Origin of the sequence: Mesorhizobium sp. M0701, assembly GCF_040320365.1 — a bacterium.
In the GTDB taxonomy this organism is placed as follows: Bacteria; Pseudomonadota; Alphaproteobacteria; order Rhizobiales; family Rhizobiaceae; genus Mesorhizobium.
The window spans coordinates 1-18,688 of the sequence record NZ_JAMYPO010000063.1; the positions used below are offsets into that span (position 1 = coordinate 1).

General features: G+C 59.7%; 17 protein-coding genes and 3 pseudogenes. 12 read left to right on the forward strand and 8 right to left on the reverse strand.

The window, feature by feature from the left end; all coding sequences use genetic code 11:
• Positions 1–805: 805 nt before the first annotated feature.
• Both NKI24_RS32930 and NKI24_RS32935 read right to left on the reverse strand, forming a co-directional pair.
• Positions 806–1,007: pseudogene (locus tag NKI24_RS32930) on the reverse strand (transposase); the annotation flags it as partial.
• Positions 1,008–1,125: 118 nt separating this feature from the next.
• Positions 1,126–1,467, reverse strand: coding sequence for a hypothetical protein (locus tag NKI24_RS32935; protein WP_352750424.1), 342 nt, complete (start codon positions 1,465–1,467; stop codon positions 1,126–1,128).
• Between the two features lie 754 nt (positions 1,468–2,221).
• On the opposite strand from NKI24_RS32935, the gene NKI24_RS32940 reads away from it, so the two are divergent.
• The 3 genes and pseudogenes from NKI24_RS32940 (at position 2,222) to NKI24_RS32950 (ending at position 3,411) form a co-directional block, all read left to right on the forward strand.
• Positions 2,222–2,446 carry a hypothetical protein gene (locus NKI24_RS32940; protein WP_352750425.1) on the forward strand — a complete coding sequence of 75 codons (225 nt, stop codon included), beginning with the start codon at positions 2,222–2,224 and terminating at the stop codon, positions 2,444–2,446.
• Positions 2,447–2,538: 92 nt separating this feature from the next.
• Positions 2,539–2,848 (forward strand): annotated as a pseudogene (locus NKI24_RS32945) (PilZ domain-containing protein).
• 380 nt (positions 2,849–3,228) lie between these two features.
• Positions 3,229–3,411, forward strand: coding sequence for a hypothetical protein (locus NKI24_RS32950; RefSeq protein ID WP_352648082.1), 183 nt, complete (start codon positions 3,229–3,231; stop codon positions 3,409–3,411).
• Between the two features lie 152 nt (positions 3,412–3,563).
• Here the strand turns inward: NKI24_RS32950 and xth are convergent.
• Positions 3,564–4,251: pseudogene (gene xth / locus NKI24_RS32955) on the reverse strand (exodeoxyribonuclease III); the annotation flags it as partial.
• A gap of 127 nt (positions 4,252–4,378) precedes the next feature.
• On the reverse strand, positions 4,379–4,561 hold the full coding sequence (locus NKI24_RS32960) for a DUF3606 domain-containing protein (RefSeq protein ID WP_352749054.1): 183 nt from the start codon (positions 4,559–4,561) through the stop codon (positions 4,379–4,381).
• Between the two features lie 369 nt (positions 4,562–4,930).
• On the opposite strand from NKI24_RS32960, the gene NKI24_RS32965 reads away from it, so the two are divergent.
• Positions 4,931–5,134, forward strand: a complete 204-nt coding sequence (locus tag NKI24_RS32965) for a CsbD family protein (RefSeq protein ID WP_352450279.1) — start codon at positions 4,931–4,933, stop codon at positions 5,132–5,134.
• Positions 5,135–6,072: 938 nt separating this feature from the next.
• Here NKI24_RS32965 and NKI24_RS32975 read toward each other — a convergent pair.
• Entirely contained in the window at positions 6,073–8,622 is a 2,550-nt protein-coding gene (locus NKI24_RS32975; RefSeq protein WP_352750426.1) for a caspase family protein, read from the reverse strand.
• 859 nt (positions 8,623–9,481) lie between these two features.
• Here NKI24_RS32975 and NKI24_RS32980 point away from each other — a divergent pair.
• Both NKI24_RS32980 and NKI24_RS32985 read left to right on the forward strand, forming a co-directional pair.
• The gene (locus tag NKI24_RS32980; protein ID WP_352750427.1) at positions 9,482–10,051 is read left to right on the forward strand and encodes an ATP-dependent DNA ligase; all 570 of its coding nucleotides are present in this window, start codon (positions 9,482–9,484) and stop codon (positions 10,049–10,051) included.
• A 43-nt stretch (positions 10,052–10,094) separates the two neighbouring features.
• On the forward strand, positions 10,095–10,313 hold the full coding sequence (locus NKI24_RS32985) for a hypothetical protein (protein ID WP_352750428.1): 219 nt from the start codon (positions 10,095–10,097) through the stop codon (positions 10,311–10,313).
• 439 nt (positions 10,314–10,752) lie between these two features.
• Here NKI24_RS32985 and NKI24_RS32990 read toward each other — a convergent pair whose 3' ends face one another.
• Positions 10,753–11,085 (reverse strand): hypothetical protein, encoded by a 333-nt coding sequence (locus NKI24_RS32990; RefSeq protein ID WP_352749048.1) that lies wholly within the window; start codon positions 11,083–11,085, stop codon positions 10,753–10,755.
• Between NKI24_RS32990 and NKI24_RS32995 the strand changes: the two genes are divergently transcribed.
• The 5 genes from NKI24_RS32995 (at position 11,084) to NKI24_RS33015 (ending at position 15,631) form a co-directional block, all read left to right on the forward strand.
• A complete protein-coding gene (locus NKI24_RS32995) occupies positions 11,084–11,470 on the forward strand; it encodes a DUF982 domain-containing protein (RefSeq protein WP_352750429.1) in 387 nt (128 codons plus the stop codon). The genes NKI24_RS32990 and NKI24_RS32995 overlap by 2 nt on opposite strands.
• A 701-nt stretch (positions 11,471–12,171) precedes the next feature.
• Positions 12,172–12,795: a hypothetical protein gene (locus tag NKI24_RS33000; RefSeq protein ID WP_352750430.1), complete on the forward strand. Its 624-nt coding sequence runs from the start codon at positions 12,172–12,174 to the stop codon at positions 12,793–12,795.
• On the forward strand, positions 12,792–13,187 hold the full coding sequence (locus NKI24_RS33005; RefSeq protein ID WP_352749042.1) for a phage holin family protein: 396 nt from the start codon (positions 12,792–12,794) through the stop codon (positions 13,185–13,187). The genes NKI24_RS33000 and NKI24_RS33005 overlap by 4 nt, the downstream gene beginning before the upstream one ends.
• A complete protein-coding gene (locus NKI24_RS33010) occupies positions 13,184–14,098 on the forward strand; it encodes a hypothetical protein (protein WP_352750431.1) in 915 nt (304 codons plus the stop codon). The genes NKI24_RS33005 and NKI24_RS33010 overlap by 4 nt, the downstream gene beginning before the upstream one ends.
• Positions 14,099–15,235: 1,137 nt before the next feature.
• Entirely contained in the window at positions 15,236–15,631 is a 396-nt protein-coding gene (locus NKI24_RS33015; RefSeq protein WP_352749035.1) for a hypothetical protein, read from the forward strand.
• A 30-nt stretch (positions 15,632–15,661) separates the two neighbouring features.
• On the opposite strand, the gene NKI24_RS33020 is transcribed toward NKI24_RS33015, so the two are convergent.
• On the reverse strand, positions 15,662–15,889 hold the full coding sequence (locus tag NKI24_RS33020; RefSeq protein WP_352450291.1) for a hypothetical protein: 228 nt from the start codon (positions 15,887–15,889) through the stop codon (positions 15,662–15,664).
• Between the two features lie 72 nt (positions 15,890–15,961).
• Between NKI24_RS33020 and NKI24_RS33025 the strand changes: the two genes are divergently transcribed.
• Positions 15,962–16,882, forward strand: coding sequence for a hypothetical protein (locus NKI24_RS33025; RefSeq protein ID WP_352750432.1), 921 nt, complete (start codon positions 15,962–15,964; stop codon positions 16,880–16,882).
• A gap of 175 nt (positions 16,883–17,057) precedes the next feature.
• Here NKI24_RS33025 and NKI24_RS33030 read toward each other — a convergent pair whose 3' ends face one another.
• On the reverse strand, positions 17,058–18,284 hold the full coding sequence (locus NKI24_RS33030; protein ID WP_352750433.1) for a TadE/TadG family type IV pilus assembly protein: 1,227 nt from the start codon (positions 18,282–18,284) through the stop codon (positions 17,058–17,060).
• Positions 18,285–18,688 lie beyond the last annotated feature (404 nt).

Genomic DNA, 18,688 nt, shown 5'->3' on the forward strand with positions numbered 1-18,688 from the left:
AGGAAGTCTCGATACCGAGGCCCGCACCGCCGACGACAATCGGCAAAGACAGAGCAAAAATAGTAGCAACGTTGCCGCTCTCGCCTGTTTGTCGCAGACGGCTAACAAACCGCCTCAAGATACGGGCACCCCATTCCATGGAAATATTTAAGCCAGGATGAATGAAGGAACGACTAAGGATTTCATTCCATTTGATATGGGCACTCTTTAGCCCCGACCGGCACAAAGTCCGGCGACCGCATTCGGCCAGCTGCTCGGCGTTGGGCGCACCCGAGCGACCCGCGAGCGGCTATGGAAGCGGCGCCAGGAGCATGCCGGGCCGCCGCCAAAGGGCATGAAGCGCCCAGCCACCCAATGGGTCAAGCCGGGGCTGATTGGCCGCGTAAGCATGTGCACCGCGAAGAGGGTCTACGCAACGCCTCGCTGCTGGACTTCCGGGATCAGGATTAGGGCGACACCGGCCATGCCGCGCTTCACCCTTGGGCAAAGCCGCCTAGGCTTACCGCAAAGCAGAGTTGAGATGTCGCAACGCCCCCTGGGCGGCCGATAGCCTGTGCTTTTCGAAGATTGCTAGCTTCTGCTGATAAGTGATCCGCACCTTGGCGTTGCACCCGTGGCATCTGAAGTGTGCGATCGTTCTTAGTGCAGAGCCTTTCCTTACTGCCGGATAGGAGCAATCCGGACAATTGAATGTGAGTGCAACATTAGACAAGTCTTTGGCTAAACCCATTTTCAGATCGTGTCCCAGGATGTGGTGGAGCTGACGGCTTGCTCGCCGCGCTCTCCGGCATGGGGGCCGGGATGATCAGCGTGCCACCGCTGGCAGGCTGATGAGCGGATCATCGCTCATTTGGCTGATGGTTTCCAGTGTCATGTATCTGGCTTGGACGGCCCATTCGTCGTTCTGCTCAAAGAAGGAGCGCGCGTACGAGGTGGACGATAGCGTCGTTGGGCAAGATGCCGACGACCTCGGTCCGCCGCTTAATCTCGCCGTTGAGCCGCTCAATCACGCGCAGAGTTCCTGGACTGATGCTCGGCTGCCGGCAACTTGCTCGCCAGCCAGGCGGTGGTCGGGGAGACTGGCCAGCCACATGCTGGTGATTCCAACCTGTGCCGATGTGCCAATCAGCAACCTTCGTCGGTCTTTTTCACCTGGCCCGGCGCGGCGGTGTTGGCTGCCGTGTCCTGCTGACCAGGCGCCGCCTGCTGAGCGCTGCCAGTCTGCTGGCCGGGCGCGCAGTCCCTGGCCGAGTTCGGATTCGTGGTGCCGCTGGTGGTGGTCGTGTCGGTGCCCTGATCGCCGGACATGTTGGTGCCGCTGCTCGTCGCGCCGGTGCCCTGATCCGTCGTGCTGGGCATGGTTGTCGTGGTCGAGGTTCCGCTCGTTGAGGTTCCGCTCGTCGTCTGGGCAAAGGAAAGCCCGGCCGACAGCGCCAGCACGGCCGAAGCCAAAAGGATGCGTTTCATCTTCTTTCTCCTGTCTAAATGCGCGGGGTGCGCTGTAAATCCAACAGGCCCGCAGACAGAAAGAGTGTTCTCCGATGAAGTTCAACTTTTGTAACTCTGACAACCATGAGCCTTTTGAGACGATTCATCGCCGTTGGCTCCGCTGCGGCATGTTTGCCTTCGGTCTCCTTTGCAGATTTGCGCAACGATTAGACCGAAAATAGTCGCGATTTCGCCCGTCGGTTGCATTCCGGCCTCGAACACGTTATTTTTGACGCTAGCGTTCCCGGGGGGGAAGGTGGATGAGCATCGTCCAAAGGGTCGGTCCCGTTCTAGAACAGGCGATTGCCGCAATCCTCAACCGGGCGGACCGGGGGGACACCGTCTCGGTCAAAGCCGCATTATACCACGTTCGGCAGTCTGCGCCTTGACAGTATGCGACGACCCTATAACCGAGGCTATCCTCGAAGTCGCTGCGGCCCTTGACCTGTTGGTGGCTTTCGATAGTCGCGAGTAGCCGATCAATCGAGCGTAGCGGTTTGATAGGAACGGCCCGGCAGCCAATCGGGGGGTGACCAGCGGCCGCTGGCGCTAACTACCGGCAATTGGGTCGTTCGCCGGTTGCGCAAGTTATAGGGCATCTCATGCATCATTGCTAATTTGGTAATCTGATTATGTTCCGTTGCCCTAGCCGCCGGATCTCACGATCCAGACTCGGTTCCTTGCGCAGGTGGGCAGGCGCCGGCACCAGCCGGCTGGAGTTCATTGAGCCTTGATGCCGACCTTGGTCGAGAAGCCGCCCGAGGGCGACGCCTGGATACACGAGGTGGAGTTCGACGGCTACTGGGCCTGTCTGCCGGAAGGTCAGCATTTAGGTAGGTCGGCGTCGACCAGAAGCTTGGAAACCGTGTTGATCGGCATGTCGGCAAACGCGGGACCTTTGCTAGATCATTGCCTTTTTCTGCGCGACCCGACAGATTCACCTGAGCATGCCCTGTAATGTCACGTAATAGGGCAACATGACCCATCCATTGCTGCGCGCCTGTGTTCGGTATACCTAGGGGCGAATTCAGCTGATCTGACATTTTATCGATGGCAAACACCGCGAACCCAGTTGATGACAATTCCGACGAGCATCGGCGCGAGCGCCGCCAACGTGTGCTAAAGGGCGGGACGATCATCACCGGGATCCAGAATTCCGAGATCAGCTGCACCTTGCCCAATCAGCATGAGGGGCGCTGAGCTGAAGGTCGCGCCCGATGCCCGGGTTCCCGATCGCTTCTTGCTCTACGTGTCGGTCGATGGAGTTGCCTATCGATCGGAGGTTCGCTGGCGTCGCAACGACCGCATCGGCGTCAAATTCACCGGCACCGAGCCCAAACCGAAACTTCACTACGGCTGACCGACGGCAAGATGAAAGTCAGAATTTTTCTGGCACTCGCCAGTTATTTTTCATGTCCCAAACAGCACAAGTTGCACCGCACACTCTTTGCCGAGGACAGCCTGGACAGGACGTGAACTGCGCAGCCGTCCTTGAAAACGCTTTCACGGCTCTGGTGTCCTCTTGCATCGAGCAAGGCTGGACGGCTGAAGAGACTGCCACCGCACTTTTTAACTTCGCCAAGAGACCACCTTGAACAGCTCAAGGCGACGACATCGACTTAAGTTCGCCTAGCTGTGCGCCGTTCTGACATTTCGACATCGCGGTGTCGGATTATTTGCATGCAAACGAGTGATGCGACGCTATCCTCCCTCCTCAACGTAAGATTCTGGGAGGAATGCATGGCTCCGCATGAGCGACATGCCGTTGAAATCGTCAGAGACAAAGACTGGTCGGTTCGCGTGACGGTCAATGGCACCACGACCACCGTCCCTTTTACATCCGAGAGCTACGCGCGCTCGTTTGCAGATGGTCAGGCGTTCCGGCTGGGCGTTCAGGTGGCCGAGCTTAAGAAGGCAGCCTAGCTGCGCGCCGACGCGACCCGGTACAATATACTCGTCAAACGTCGCTTCGAGTTCGCTCGTGCAGGCGACATCGCCCGGCTGGACAACAGCTTCCCGGTCTGGAACGGCGCGCCAACCCTTTCATTTCGTTAATCATCAGTGTTCCTCGCCGTTCAATAGAGCTTGATCCAGGCCGGCGCACGGTCGCTTGGCTTCTCCCAGCCCCGCGTGTCGACATCCACGCCGGCACTGCGCAGCCGGTCGGAAAGGGAGGGGCTCACAAGGAGATGGTCCATTCGCAGGCCCAAACTCCGATCGTAGCCGCCCCAGTAGGAGAAATTCCAATAGGTGTAGATGCCCTTCTCCGGATGGATGCGCCGGACGGCATCGATCCAGCCACCTTCGAGCATTTTAGCATAGGCCTGCCGGCATTCCGGGAAATAGACCGCATCGCCCAGCCATCGCCTTGGCACCACGGCGTCGATTTGGTTGGAACGACGTTATAGTCGCCGCAGAGAACACTGGATGCCCCAACTTCGAGCAAGTGCTGGCCGTAGTTGATGAGACGATCGAACCAGCGCAGCTTGTAGTCGAACTTTGGGCCAGGCGCTGGATTGCCATTGGGCAGATAGAGACAGCCCACAATGACCCATCCACCTCGGCCTCGATATAGCGGCTGTGAGTGTCGTCAGGATCGCCAGGCAGGGCCGCGTCGGCGTTCCACAGGTTCCATTCCTCGGGCCAGGATCGCCACACCGTTGTAGGATTTCTAGCCGTGCCAGATCGCGCCGTAACCCGCCTCTCTGATCCATCGTTAGGAAACTTGTCCTCCCACGTCTTCAATTCCTGCAGGCAAACGATGCGGGTCATGTGCACGCCCTCTCATGAGGACCTCGCGGCAGCCGGTCATAGGCAATGTGGCCTGTCCCCTGCGCTGAACCTCGAGCTCTTGATATTGCAACTTCGCCAGCTTCTGTGCGGCCGAGCCTCACTTCCTGCCCAGCTTGTCGTCGACTTTCTTGCGACTGTTGGCGACCGACTTCACCGCCGACTTGACGTCAGCTTTGCTGGCGCCGGTTTTGCTCGCCTCATACTTCATTTCGTGGTCCTGCCCACCAGCGACCCTTGCCCGGTCCTGGTTGCGTCCACGCGTTGTGCCAGTGTTCGCCATTTCTATCTACAACAATCGCCGTACCAGTCACCAGACAACGCGGCCGGACCCCTCCGGTTCAATCGTGGCGACGCGCGTGCCACGGAGCCAGCTCCCAGGCAGGGTATCGAATGAGCCCATGTATTCGGATCCGGCACGTCGCTACCGCGGGCGAGCCTAGCGGCTCGAAGCCTGGGTCGGCCATTTCGACATGGATGATCATGCGCGTCACGCTCCGCTCGGGGAGGTCGACGCCTCCCCAAAGGCCCACCATCTCCTGATTGGCGTCGTCACCTTCCCAACTGGAGACGTGAACATCAGAGATCTTCCTTCCGGAACTCCCTGGTCGGACGACCGTTTCGCCTTGTGTAAAACAATGGAGGATATGTCATGGACTGGAATCGCGTCGAAGGAAACTGGAAGCAGGTCAAGGGTAAGATCAAGGAACAGTGGGGCAAACTTACCGATGATGATCTTGATCGCATCGCTGGCAATCGCGATCAGCTCGAAGGCAAGATCCAGGAACGCTACGGTATCGAAAGGGACCGCGTTCGGCAGGATATTGACGATTGGTATGATCGGCAAGTCTGGTAGGATCGCATCAGGCCGTCATCTACAGGAAGAGGTGCTGTTCCCTTTAACGGCGCTCCTTGGTGCGCTGGCAGTTGCAAGGTCAACCCGGCTTGTGTTGAGACAGCCAGCGGTCTGACCCGGCCGCTGCGATTGTAAGTGCCCAGCAGCGTTCCCCAAATACCCTTTCGGGCGTTCTCGTCGAAGTGGCTGACCTCGCCTCGAAGCTCAAGTTCGCCACGATCGAATAGGGAAGGAGCCAGTCCTGGGAGATTTTTCGAGCTTGCTCGACCGTCAAATCACCGGACTTCCCGATCGAGGGTTTACGGCGGACGCCGGCATTGGTCCGGTATTGCAGCATGACGATCTTGCGCCCGGCCGGCGTGACTCCCTCACGAAGGCAGTCACGTCTCATCGTCAAAACTAGCGGGTCAGCCTCGTCCCGGAAGGCATGGTGCGGCAGCTATTGAATCCTCGCCGCCTGCCTGACCGAGGCCTGAGGACGACTTCACCCATTTCCGTCAGAGGCCGGTTCTCCCTGCTGTCTTTTGTCGTGTTCGGCGGGATGTCGATGACGACTGGCAAGTCTGGCAGGATCAGAAAGCGCCATCGGACGCCAAGCTCATGCAATCCTTCTTCAGTCTGACCTGATCAACCCCAGCCGCCTCCCCCGCTTCCACCGCCGCCGCCACCGCCACCAGAAGGAATGACAGGCGCAGGAACAGGCTCGTCCTCAACCGGTATAATCACTTTCTTCGCGGTTTTTTGTTTGCGAACAGGCTTGACGACCTTCGGCGGAGGCACCCGGCGGAGAATCTTCGGCTGGGGCGTTTCGACCAGCGGCGTCGGTTCAACTCTCGGAACCAGGGAAGTGCAGCCCATGAGGCCCGCCAAGAAGCCGGATAACGCTGTTCCAAGTATTGCGTGTTTCAATACTCTGCTCGCCATTGTCTCCTCCTTGGTCAGAACAAGTCCCGACGCGGATTGGCTTCTTCCCAGACTCGTCTGGCCGCGTTAACCAGTTGAGTGTCTTGTGAACCGGACCCGGGAAGCTTCGATTTCAGTTCATGTCGCAGTTGCTTCAACGCCGCTGTTTTTGGCTTCGGTCCGAACTTTGCCAGCGTCCTCTGGGCATCCGGCAGTTCCTTGCGCACGTCAAGTGCGGCGGCAAGCGCAAGGAAGCGCACGGCAAGGGCCTGATCGGCCTTGTCGCCCTTTTGCATTTCGAGGGCCGCGCGATCGTAAGCTGCGGACGGATCACCCCGAGCGATCCCAATTTCGAAGAGTCTTTGCGCTTCTGCGAGGCTCCGTCCCACACCGACACCATCCCGATACATGCGTGCGAGGCTGCCGGGCGCATACGGCTGACCGAGATCGATTGCCTTCTGAAATAGCGCTAACGCCGTTTTGGGGTCCTTGTCCACGCCCTGCCCGGACAAGTAATTGCGCCCGAGCAGGTTCATGGAATACATGTCCTGCCGCTGGACACCGGCTTGCAGGAAGGCAACAGCGCGGGCCGGGTCAGCGGTTACGCCGTTGCGGCCCTCAGTGAAGATCGCGGCCAGATCGTTCATGGCATAGGTGTGCCCCATCGCTGCCGCCTTGAGCAGCAGGTCCAAACCCTTGCCGGTGTCGGGCTTGACGCCATAGCCATTGAACAAGGCGCGACCCCACGACGTCATTCCGTAGGGATCGCCTTTGTCGGCGGCCGCCGCGTAGAGGGCATTGGCCTGGGTGCGGTCCAGGGCCACGCCGGCTCCGGTCGCATACATGTAGCCGAGTTCGAACACGGCGCGTACATGTCCCTTCCTGGCCGCCTCCTCGACGGCTGTCTTGGCTTCTTCGACCTTGCCTGCCGCAAGCAGCGCCCGCCCCAGTTCATAGCGGAAGCGCGGGACTTCCGGATAAGCCTTTACCGCGGCCTCGCAAAGCTCAACCGCGCTAGCGCCAATTTCATTCGGCAGCAGGCCGGGGCTGACGCCTTGCAGATCGAGAGGTTCGCCGGCAGCCGTGTCGCACGGATCGATCGTCGGCGACAGTTTCATCGTGGCGGGCTTTGATGAGCTGCTGTCCGCCCGGATTTCGAAGCCGACCTCGACCTTGGCTTCCGCGCCGATCTGCGGTTCATAGCGCAGCCGGTCGACCTCTCCGGCCATCAGGCTCGACTGCGGCGACAGGGTTCGATCGGGCAGCGAGAGCGTTCCCGTTGCCGGATAACTCGATACTTTAAGGCTGACGGCGGGATCATCGGTCGGGAAATCCAGATTCAGCGCAACTGGACCCACGCCCACGGGAACGTCGATGTCGCGGTTCTCGATCGCTTCGGCCGCACCGGTTATATGAATGCCACGCTCCAGCACCTGCTGCTTCTGCTCGGCCTCGAGCGAAGCCATGATCTGTTCGCCTTGCGCGCCTTCACCGCTCTTCACCCGAAACACGACGATGCCTTGGGTCTGGCCGCCCCAGTTGTCATGCGTCGCATAGGCCAGCATGTCGACCTCTTCCTGCGGGGCGACTCCCTTGGGAACATCCATCTGCAGGCGCGGCAGATCCTTGCCCTGGATCGGCACGCCCAACTCAACAGCCTTGCCGTCCAGCATCAAACGCCCCAGGGCGGGCGGTCTTTCGATGCTCAGGGTAATCGTGCCACCATCGACATCGACCGGTTCAGGCAAGCCCAAGTCGACGGGTCCGACTCCTGACAGCACCACCTTCTCCAGCACGGGCGGCAGCGATGGTCGATTGCTGCGGCGCATCAGGACGACTTCGTCGATCAGAGATGAGTTCTCCCAGGGAACCTGGAGGCCGTTTGTGGCCTCGACCACATCGCGGCGCACCGCCGCCATCACGGTGCGGATCTCCTGGTTCGGGGCCAGCGCGCGACGGGAAAACGCCGCCGAAAACGGGCTGAGTTCGCCGGCGCCGTCATAAGCCGCCGCCCCGGGTTCGGTCGCAAAGGCAATCAAGGTGTTCAGCGAGCTTCTCACCTGTGCGAGCCCGGTATTGCCGGCAGTGATGAGCTGGTCTCTCAGCCAGTAATTCTTGCGCGGGAACGGATTGTTGCGGCAGGCATCGAGTATGATCACCTGAATCTTTGATTTCGAGCGTAACTGTTCCAGCACATCGTTGAGCTTAATGGCCTGGACTTCGATGTCCGCCGCCTGCTTCAAGGAGGCATCGACCGGGATCAGAAAATTTTCGCCGCCGATCTGAAAACCGTGGCCGGAGTAGTAGATGACGGCCAGTTCTGCGCCGTCTGCGGCGGCAAGATAGTTGCGGAACTGCTCCTCGAATTGCAGCTTCGTCAGATCGCTTGCGACGAAGACCTCGAACCCTGCCAGTCGAAAGGTTTTTGACACGTCCTCGGCATCCTTGGCCGGGTTCTTGAGTGCGGGGAATTGTCGGTACTCCGAGTTGCCGATGACAAAGGCGACTCTTCGGTCGGCGCAAGCGTCAAAGGTCGTGAAGCTCGCGAAGAGGAAGGCTGCGATGATTCCGCAAAGTCGGAGCATGGCAATTCCCTTGAACGCTATTGCCTCGCCCACAAGAACACGGCATGTGCTAGCAAGGTCCGTCACAGAGCAGGCAATCCGCCGAGACGGAAAGAGAGAAAAGCCGTCTCGACGGCGGGCATATTCCTCACTTGATCGAATGCTAAATTACATCAGGGACCGAGTGTCTGCAACGTCTGTCACACCTCCAGGCTACCGCCAATCCAATTCCGCCACTGATATCGGGAGGAGCAGCTGCGGGAGGCGAGGATTGCGGCTGCGAGTTTCTGGCATTTTTTCGGCTGGGAGCCCCCTTTGCTCCGCGACATCGGAGGCGACAGTTGCTCGCCTAGGCCTCTGCAGTACGGTCACAGGCTCTTTGCAGACTCGGACTCGGCCGGAGTGCAAAAAGAGCTCCCCCATAAAGTTCAACGGTCGGCTGGGTGGCCGACGTCATTCGCTTAGTGTTCTTGTAATACGTGCTGAGAGCATGGAGCGAACCCTTGCCGCAATCTCCGTCGACGGTCATGCGATAACAACCTAGGCGGCGCGAGCCAACTGACCGGAAGCGAAAACACCGAACGGCGTTGAGCCAGGGTCATCGCCCCTCGGCTTCTGCTGCGATCAGCTTGCTATGCTCCGCCTTGGGACCCGAGTGCATGACAGGTTGGAGGTTGCGACCGACGCAGCTGGTCCGCCACACATCGTTGGCGATCGCGTCTTCGGAGTCGACGCGAAGATCACGAACTGAATTTTCACCAAAGGACCGTGTGGTCCATCTAGGATCTGACGGCCGAGCCAGCTTTTATGCAACTTTCCTAAAATGGCCGGAACCGAGGCTCGTCCTGCGGCTTGAGTCGATTTCTGGAGTCGCAGATTCATGAGTAGCGCAAAGGACCGGCTTTCCTTCATCGAGTTTCAATCACCCACCCTGGTGGCCAAAGCTCCCGAAGACGGCGAATGGCTTCACGAAATAAAGTACGATGGCTACCGGACCCAACTCATCGTCGAGGGGGGAAGAGCACGAGCCTTCACGCGTCGCGGCTATGACTGGTCGCATCGCCACAAGAGCATTGTCCAAGCCGCGGCGAACCTGCCGATAAGGTCTGCGATCATCGACGGCGAAGCCGTTGTCCTCGGCGACACGGGTCTGCCGGACTATCAAGCCTTGGAGCGGGAATTGGGCAACCCGAACTCGCCCAGGCTTATCTTCTATGCATTCGATCTTCTGCACCTTAGCGGGCGCGACCTTCGCCAGCAGCCGCTGATTGAGCGCAAGGCCGCGCTGGAGAAGCTGCTGAGCGATACAGCGCCGAGATTGACCTATGCCGAGCACCTCAAGGTAAGCCGCAGCGACATGTTCGCTCACGCCTGCAGGATGGGCCTGGAGGGGATCGTGTCCAAGCGAGCGGATGCGCCCTATCGCTCCGGCGTCCAGACGAGGTGCTGACGGTACGCCCTATCATTCGAACTGCCATAGGCTGCGCGAAGAATTGGTTGATGGCGTCAACACCGTGGTAATCGCCTATACGAAGACTTTTTCCATGCCCAATCGCAAACAGCAGTATCGCTGCATTGGTTGGATACAGGTTCCGCAATACCTGAGCCGAAAGATGATCTGCACCAGCATTGGGCTTGCCGATATTGTCGAGATGAAGCAGGAGTGGACCTACCAGACCGACATTAAGGCGCCATTGCCGGCGCCGGATTGAGCACACCGTCGTTGGGTCACCGCTCCGCAGCACACGCCAGATGTCAGGAGGGCCGTATGCTGAAAGCGAGCGCGTTTTGCGACCAGCCGGCAACCGTGCGGAACAGCTTCAAGTCGTAGGGCTGTAACGAGGCCTGTCGCTCGTCTTTTTCAGACGACGGGGCACGGGCGTTGCTGGGTGATTGGCGAACCACTCCATTCATACCCCCGCGGCCGCTGTTCGCCGCGCCTCGGCGACCAACGCGGCAATTTCTCTGCGCTGCTAGACGGCCTCGCAAGTGAACTGGCCGTGGCGAAAACGGCCATGGGCCTTTCCTCTGGGCGCGCCACCACCCGCGCCATGAAACCGGCAAACGCGATGACCCCGCTTTGCCGGAGCTTTGCAGCCAACCCCGCTGCGCTTGCTGCGAGCTTTGCAACGCGGTGCGAGGTTCATGGGGTTATCGATCATTTTCTTCGCCTACCCCGCCCCAATGAGCGACGTTGCCGACGATGGCCTGGCCGCCCTTTTCAACGTTCACGCGCTCGACAATCACGCGCTGCTCTCCCTTGCTGCGATAACGCTTCAGGGCCTCGACCTGGGCCACATACGTACGGGAAAGGCGGTTCAATGCCCGCTCGTGAGCTTCCCTCAACTCCCACGTTTTGGCTTCTCCCATGCACATAGCCGCATTCATCGTGGCCATGTGGATTGCGGCCATCTGAACACCGAGAGTTGCTTCGACCTGGTCCTTCGGCCGGAGCCCGCACACTATGGAGAGGGCATAGTTCATGTCGCCCTCACGTACCACGTTGCCGACCCCGAAGATGCGCGTTCATGCAACCTCCGCCCTTTCTTCGCGTTTAGCCGCGTTCAATCTGGCGAGCGAGAAAATGCCAGCGTTCATTCCCATTACAATTTACCTGAATTGCAAGCCGATGGTGGTTGCATCAATATCTGATGCTGCGAAAGCCCTTGAACAACCATGGCCATACGTGGCCAAGCCGCGGCGGCTCGAAGCCGTCCGAATGATCAAGGAATGCTTGGCTGGTCATTGCAACCAACAAGCTGCGATCGATGCCTTCAAGGCGGCCGCAATCGAACAGGGACTTTTTACCCAAACGCCTCCGAGCGTAGGCCTCACGAAATTCGACGCGGTTCTTAGAGATATGGTGTGAGCCCATACTGCTCTCGCCATCTGGACCGCTGGCAGGCTTCGCCGGCCATCGCTATGCCGACAGATTCCGCGGCGTCGGCATTCTCTTGAGAATGCGGCAGCGCTCGACGGCGGTGCGCTTCCACATGGCGCGGTCAAAGCCGGGAGACCTGAACATGGCTTGGAAGTCCTTCCGCGAGGTCGGCGAAAAGATGCACTCCACGGAATACGATAGGCCGCTATGATTTCGACATTGCGACCGCGGCACAACCAGTTCCTCGAGCTGCGCCCTAGCGGCAGTCCGCTCGCCCGCATCTTTAATCGTAGCCGAAACATCTCTGATTTCACGGGTGTGATGCAACATCCAGATTTCGGCCCTTTCGCTAGCCGCATATCGGTATGGTGATGACGTTCTCTGTCCGCAGATCTCTACCGCGCGCCGGCTTTGCTGTTGCGAAAGAAATGCCCGTCTACCTGTAAGTCGCACCGGAGTCCGGTCGCTGATATCATTCTAACGCTCACTGCCTTGGGCATAAGGCACCCGTTCAGGCTAGTTAGGCGGCGCTTACCAAAAAAATGCTGTTCGAACGGAACACAGAAAGCGCAGGCAAGTTCGGTGGGCAGTGGAGGAGATTGCGCCATGAACAGTGTCATTTATCTCATCGGCCTTGTCGTCATCGTGCTTGCGATCCTCTCCTTCCTCGGATTCCACTAGGAGATACCATGCAGGACCAGGACGACCAGGGCCGTCAGACGGCCGATTTCGAGGCAGCCAAAAGCGAGCTTTCGGAAAGACTACAACTGGAAAAGCAGACCGCGACAGAGGCGCTCCACGATGCTCGCGACGAAATCACTAGGAAAGCCGCCGATTACGCCTCGGAAGCAAGGGAAGCGTTGTTCGACAAGGCGGAGGGAACGCAGCGCGACGTGAGCGCCAATCTGAAGGCTTTCAGCGACGCATTGCGCGCGGCAAGCGAGCATCTTGCCAACAGCGATCAACGGACCGCTTCGAAATTCGCCCTCGACGCCGCAGGGGGGCTCGAGCGGCTTTCGTCGTCCTTGAAGGATAAACCGTTCGACGAGGTGCTTGGTGAGATCCGGTCGTTCGGCCGCGACAACTCGGGGGCGCTGATCGCCGGTTCCGTATTGGCAGGCCTGGCGCTGGGACGGTTCATCAAGAGCTCGCCACCATCTGTCTCGACCGGGACACCGGTCCAGCCGGGAACAGGCCAAGCATCCGAAACGGGTTCGAACTCTCGATCGGCAGAGGCACTAGAGCCGACGCCGCTACGATCCGATCAGTCCGGCGACGACTGGGCTAATGCAAGCCTGGAGCGAAACCCATGACAGACAACCAGGACAGTCGCAGCCTGACAACACTTGTGGGGGATCTCGCACAGCAGGTCACGACGCTGCTTCAAACCGAAAGCAGGCTGTTGCGGGCTGAAATTTCGGAAAAAGCGAGCAAGGCCGGCGCTGGGGCAGTTGAGATCCTGGGCGGCGCCATTTGCCTGCTCGCCGCCCTGATTGTGCTCTTGCAGGCGCTGGTAATTGCTTTGGCGAGCGCCGGGCTAGGAGCCGGATGGTCCTCGCTGCTCGTCGGCGTCGTGGTGGCAGTACTGGGCGTCATACTCTTGCGCACCGGCACGGCAAGCATGGCTCCCTCGGAGCTGACGCCCGACCGCACGCAAGACCAACTCAAGCGCGACGCACGCGTGATCAAGGACCAGATAAGATGATCGACAAATCCTCAGCCGAACTCGAACGCGATGCCGACATTGCCCGAGCCAAGATAACGGACACCGCAGACTCGATCCGCAGCAAGATGACACCGGGTCAGCTGATCGACGAATTCACCGGAATGTTCACCGGTGAGGGGGCCGCCATGCTCAGCAACCTCAAGGCTCAGGTCAGGGACAATCCCCTGCCCCTTACATTGGTGGGCGCCGGCCTGGCGTGGCTGATGCTCGGCAAAGGCACTTCGCTAGACAGGTCAGCGCCAGGCGCGTATCGGAGCGGCAGGCCATCTGGGGGCTCCCGCAATTTCTCCGACGGGCAGAGCCTCGGCGAGGGCTGGCAGGAGTCGAGCAGCGAGTACTACGGTGCCGAAAGCGAAGCTGCCGGAGGCGGCTCCATGCTCTCAGATGCCGCTGATTCGGTGGCTTCGGTAGCAGGCGGTGTTACCGAAGCTGTTGCAGACCTTGCGAGCGGGGCTAGAGAAAAGTTGAGAAGCACGGGCGGACAAGTCGCCTTAGGCGTTAGTGATGCGGCTGCACAGGCGCGCGAGTCTGCGCTGGACTTGTTCCAGCGCGAACCTCTGGCAATGGCTGCTGTCGGCCTCGCCGTGGGCACCGCCATCGGTGTGATGCTGCCTCACACCGCCACGGAAGACGAGCAACTTGGCCGCTACAGCGACCAGCTCCGTGAGAGTGCCGAGGTCGTCCTCGAGAAGGGCATGGAGCAAGCCAAGCAGGTCGCCGCCGAAGCCTATGAGACCGTAAAGGAAGAGGCTGACCGCCAGGGCGCCAGCGGCGACGAGACGCTAGTCGACCGCGTCGGCGAAGTGGCAAAGAAGACGGCAAGCAAAACCGAGGAAGCTATTCGCGATCGTTTGTCGGAGACGGACGAGCCTCCCAAAACTTCGTCATAGCGCTGCCGCCGGTTTTGTGGTGCGCTGGCGAAGCTGTTCTTGAGGATCTCTTCGCCGGCGACCGCATGCCTCGGGATTGATCTGGCATCCAACCTCGGACTTGCAGATTTGCTCCTGGCGAGGTATCGAGGTACGCCTTCCGCGCGCTACCCCTGCTTCGCGAGAAGGCGGCACAAACATCGCTCACGACTTGCGGGCAAGACATCGAAAGCATAGCCGATGTGAAGCCGCTCGAGCGGGGGGTGGTAGTCTCGTCCCTACGGGCCGATATTGATGGTGGAATGTTGGCCAGCCCGCCTGACTTCGGCCAGCGAATGCCGTCGCGCCACATCGGGGTGTTGCGGGCGACGACGTTGAGACCGGATTCGGTAGCCTCGCCAAAGAAGCTCATATCCGAGATGCCGGCGAAGTAATCCGCACAGCCGATCGCCGAGCCATAGCGGGCGCTTGCGCCGGCTGCGATGTCCGAGGCAATCGCGCGCAACCTCGCCGCTGCCGGGCCTGTCCTAAAGATTCGTCGGCAGATAAGGTATCGAGCCGAAGCCGGTGACGCATTGCCGGTCCCGGCAAGCGGCTCAAACGCCATGTCTCCTCGGTGACCAGCCGGCACTGCTCGCGCAGCGGGAGATCGCCGGCGGCAAGTGACGCGCTGACGGTGCCAAGCCTTGATCGTGCTTCCCCATCGAGACGGTCCAACACTGCCTCGTAGCGATATAGGGGAATTGTTTCGGCGAGATCGACCGCGATGGTGCCGTGCAGGGGATGCCGCCGTTTCAGCTCCACCAGGCAGGCAGAAGAAGCATCGGCGCAAAGCCGGTCGAAGCGACCAAGCACCTCATCGGGCGTGCGGCGATAGCTCAGCACGTTGAACGTAGCGAACGCGGTCGCAGCCGTTGTCACGTCGTAGCCGGACTTGCCGTCGCGGATGCTGAGCAGGCTCGGCGTGCCCGGAACCGACTGGGAAGGTCGGTGAGCTCCGAAGCCCATTCAACCCGGGCGGCTATAGCAGCGGCAACAGTCGCGGCATTCAGCCCATTAATCGTCGGCTTCGATTCCCCACTTGCGCTTCTCCGGTCGCGACCTTCCCGCCGTACCTTTCGAAACGGTGGGCTGTCCTCTCGGTCGTCAGGTTACTGGATGACCTTCACGATCCATTGGCGCTCGCGTACTTTGCCGAACGCCGGTGTTTCTCCAGCCGGCGTCCATGCTGCTAGGATCGATCTTCGCCAACCGCGATCTCGCCTCGGCCACGCGTCGTTGCGCAGCCCGGATCCTGCTGCACAACGCGAGATTGATGCCGAGACCGCAGCCTTCATCCAGCATGTCATTTGCACGTTCGAGAGAGCGTTCGGCCCGGTTAAGCCGCTGTCGGGCTCTCGCCAGTTCCATATCCAAAAGTTCCATTATTCCGGTCCCTTCGATTTGCAAACCGCTTGTGGTCGCCGTTGGTTCCGGCTGTTCGCGAGCGTGCAGCTCAGACGTCGATCTGGCGGGCACAGTTCTGGAGCGAGAGTGGTGGCGCCGGTGGCCTGAAGGTCGCGACGAACGAAACGCCGGCCCAGATCAACCCGCCCCACGTATTTCAAAGCTGCGGGGATCGTTCTTCACCAAGCGGTCTGCGGCCTCGACCGCAGTTCGTAGCCTGCTGCACAGCGCGAGATTCTCGGCCAGCATTTCCTCAGTGCGTTGAAGCGCGAGCTCGGTCCGGTGGATGCGCTGCCTGGCATTGGCAACTTCCGATGTCAAAATATCCGCCGCTATCCCATGGCCCTGGGGTTCCATAGTGTCCATGGATCTCTAATACAGGGGGGCCGATATCGTTCCCATGATGTCGTGCGAAGCTGGGTGTCGCAGCGTTCTGGATTGCGACTGGCGAAAAATGAAGGCCTCGAGCGTTCATCGATTGACCAGTGGAAACGGCACCTGAAACTTCACATTGAACCGTTCATCGGAACTACGCTGCTTTCCCACATCACGGTGCCGGCGGCGCGCGAGTTCGCGGACAAGCTGCGCAACGAAGCAACGAAGGCCGATTGCACGCGATGGCCCGGAAGGCTCTCGGCTCGCTTGGGGCGCTTTGCTCAGACGCACAGGAACGCCGCCTGGCTACACGCGATCCGGTCACGGTCTCCGCGGCGCGCGGCGCAAAGGCAAGGAGCGCTAGGCGGAAAAGCGACAGAAAGGCAAGCTCAAGATCAGCGTCGACATACCGACGCGCGAAGAGATCAAGGCCCTTCTTGCCTCATTGACGGGACGCTGGTGCCCGCTTCTCGGCACTCCCGCGAGATCCTCTTCAGCATTATCAAGCCGAACAGCAGTATCCAGTTCAGCGAGGCTCTACCAGGCGACCCCAAGGCGATCTTCTATCTGGCTGACCAGGCTGGGCTTGAAGGAATTGTTTCCAAGCGCGCCGACAGCCCGTATCGAAGCGGCCCGACATCGAACTGGCTGAAGACGAAGAGCTTCACGGTCCAGGAATACGAACTGCTGGGCGTCGAGCGTGAGCCGGGCAAGGCGGCATTCGCCTTACTGGCCGAGCCAGGCACCGGGAAGTATGTCGGTTCGGCGTTCATCAGTCTGGGCCGCGACATGAAGGAACGGCTGTGGAAGCGGGTCAAGGAACATGCCGGCCCGCCTCCGGGCGGCATCAAGAAGCGACCGGCGACGCAGTGGGTTGGGCCAGGCGTGAAGCTGCGGATCAAGCACCTTCGTGGCGAACATAAGTATATACGCCATGCGTCGCTGCTTGGCTTCGGCGACGATCCGGAGCGTCCCGGAAAATAATGACGAGCCGCTTCGCTGCGGGTCAATCAAGTAACCGATACAATCCCCTGATTGATTTAATTCGTTGTCACGACGAGGCCAAGCGTGCCTTCGATATCGGCTCTCAGTCCAACACGGAAGCAAGAGAACCTCAAATGCAGTCTGTCTCACAACACTGCGCTGGCTACAGCCAAGTTCATTTCATGAGTCTCGTTGCAGAATTCGTTGTCAATAAGTCACTTGCGCCAGCAAGATAAATTGAGCCATTGCCGTTCATCTCGATCCGGTTGACCACAAAGATGCGAGGCTTACTGTCGGTCGACAATGCACCGCCACCTGTAAGAAAAAGCTTTTGTGACGGCAGATAGACTATGCCGCCTAGATCTGTATCACCACCGCCAATGAGCGTGGAGGTTCTCTCCACGCCTTGGGGTTTTTGAGCTAGCGCGATCCCCATCCACGGGCCGCTGGTCGGCGCCGTCAGGCGTAGCTTGGCGCCGGCCTGCATTGTGATGGTGGCCTGATCGTCGAGTAGAACGATGCTGGTACCGTCAGCTGCATCGAGAACCGCGCCGGAGGAGAGCGAAAGCCCTCCCGTCCTGATAACATACGTTCCCGCGGCAAGATTGACCACCGCTCCGACCGATAGAATGAGCCCTCCACAAAAAGTGCCGGGAACGAGATTTGCGGTGGCGTTTTTGATCACCAGGTTATTGTAGGTGCAGACATTGTCTGTTGGCCAGACCAGTCGGGAGATAATGGGATCTGCCAGCTCCTTCTGATCGAAAAGCGGTTGAGGGTTGAAGCCGGCAGACGGCCCGGAGGGGCCGACGACTGACGTCACCAATGTCCTGATGGACGATGCGCCATTCGTGGCTAGTGCAGACCCCGATCTTGAATTCACCTGCGCAACGCATTTCTGGCCATTTATCGATGAAGACCCCGAATTCGACCATGCGTTCGAGGCGGACCGATCTAACACGAGAAGACAGACTGGGTATCGCGGATAGGCAATCGCGGTTGCGCTTCGGCTAATATCAAGTTTATCGACGCCAAGGATTGCCGAGAAGGCCAATTCCTGCGGTTGATGCAATACAACCGTCACGATTGTGGGATTGGTTGATCCAACCGTCTGGTGGGCGTCACCACTATAGGGACTTCGCGTGGCCACAAAGGTGGGGCTGGCGAAAGTATCAACGTTCTCCTGACGCTGCTCCGACGTCATATCGCTGCTGTTCGCGCTTGCCACGGCCAACTGAAGGGCCGTGGAGTCGGCTCCCTCCTGCAACTGTTGGGCAGTTCGGCTCACGCGCGCAAAGTCTATCGCCACTCCGATGCCCAAAAGCACGACTGGCAAGACCAACGCAAACACCACGGCGAGGTTGCCGCGTTCTGTACGCCAAAATCGTTCGGTCACTCGCATGGAAGCCCCCTTCATTTAGCTGGGACAAACCTAGAGGCAGCATATGGAGGGTCCGTTTCGCGAGCCGGTAAAGTTGTCTCGATCCCAAATCAGCTTGCGGGGAGCAGCTGAATCAGCGTCTCAAATTCACCACGATGCCGCCGCCGAGCGCCAGTGCGCCGCCGTCTGGCGCCGGTCTGGCGATCGTCAAGGCCGGCCCGCACGCATCATCGCGCGCGCGATGGCGAGTTGCGCTTCGACCTTGGCATTTTCCTTTTGCGTCATGTTGTCGGCTGCGATCAGGCGACGGAGCGACCGCATCACCTCGCCGTGCCGCCAACCGGCTTCCATGGATGCAGGTCAATTCACGATTTGCTGAAACGCGCTGTTTCCGCCCGGGTGGCGAGCCTGTCAGTTTAGTGAAG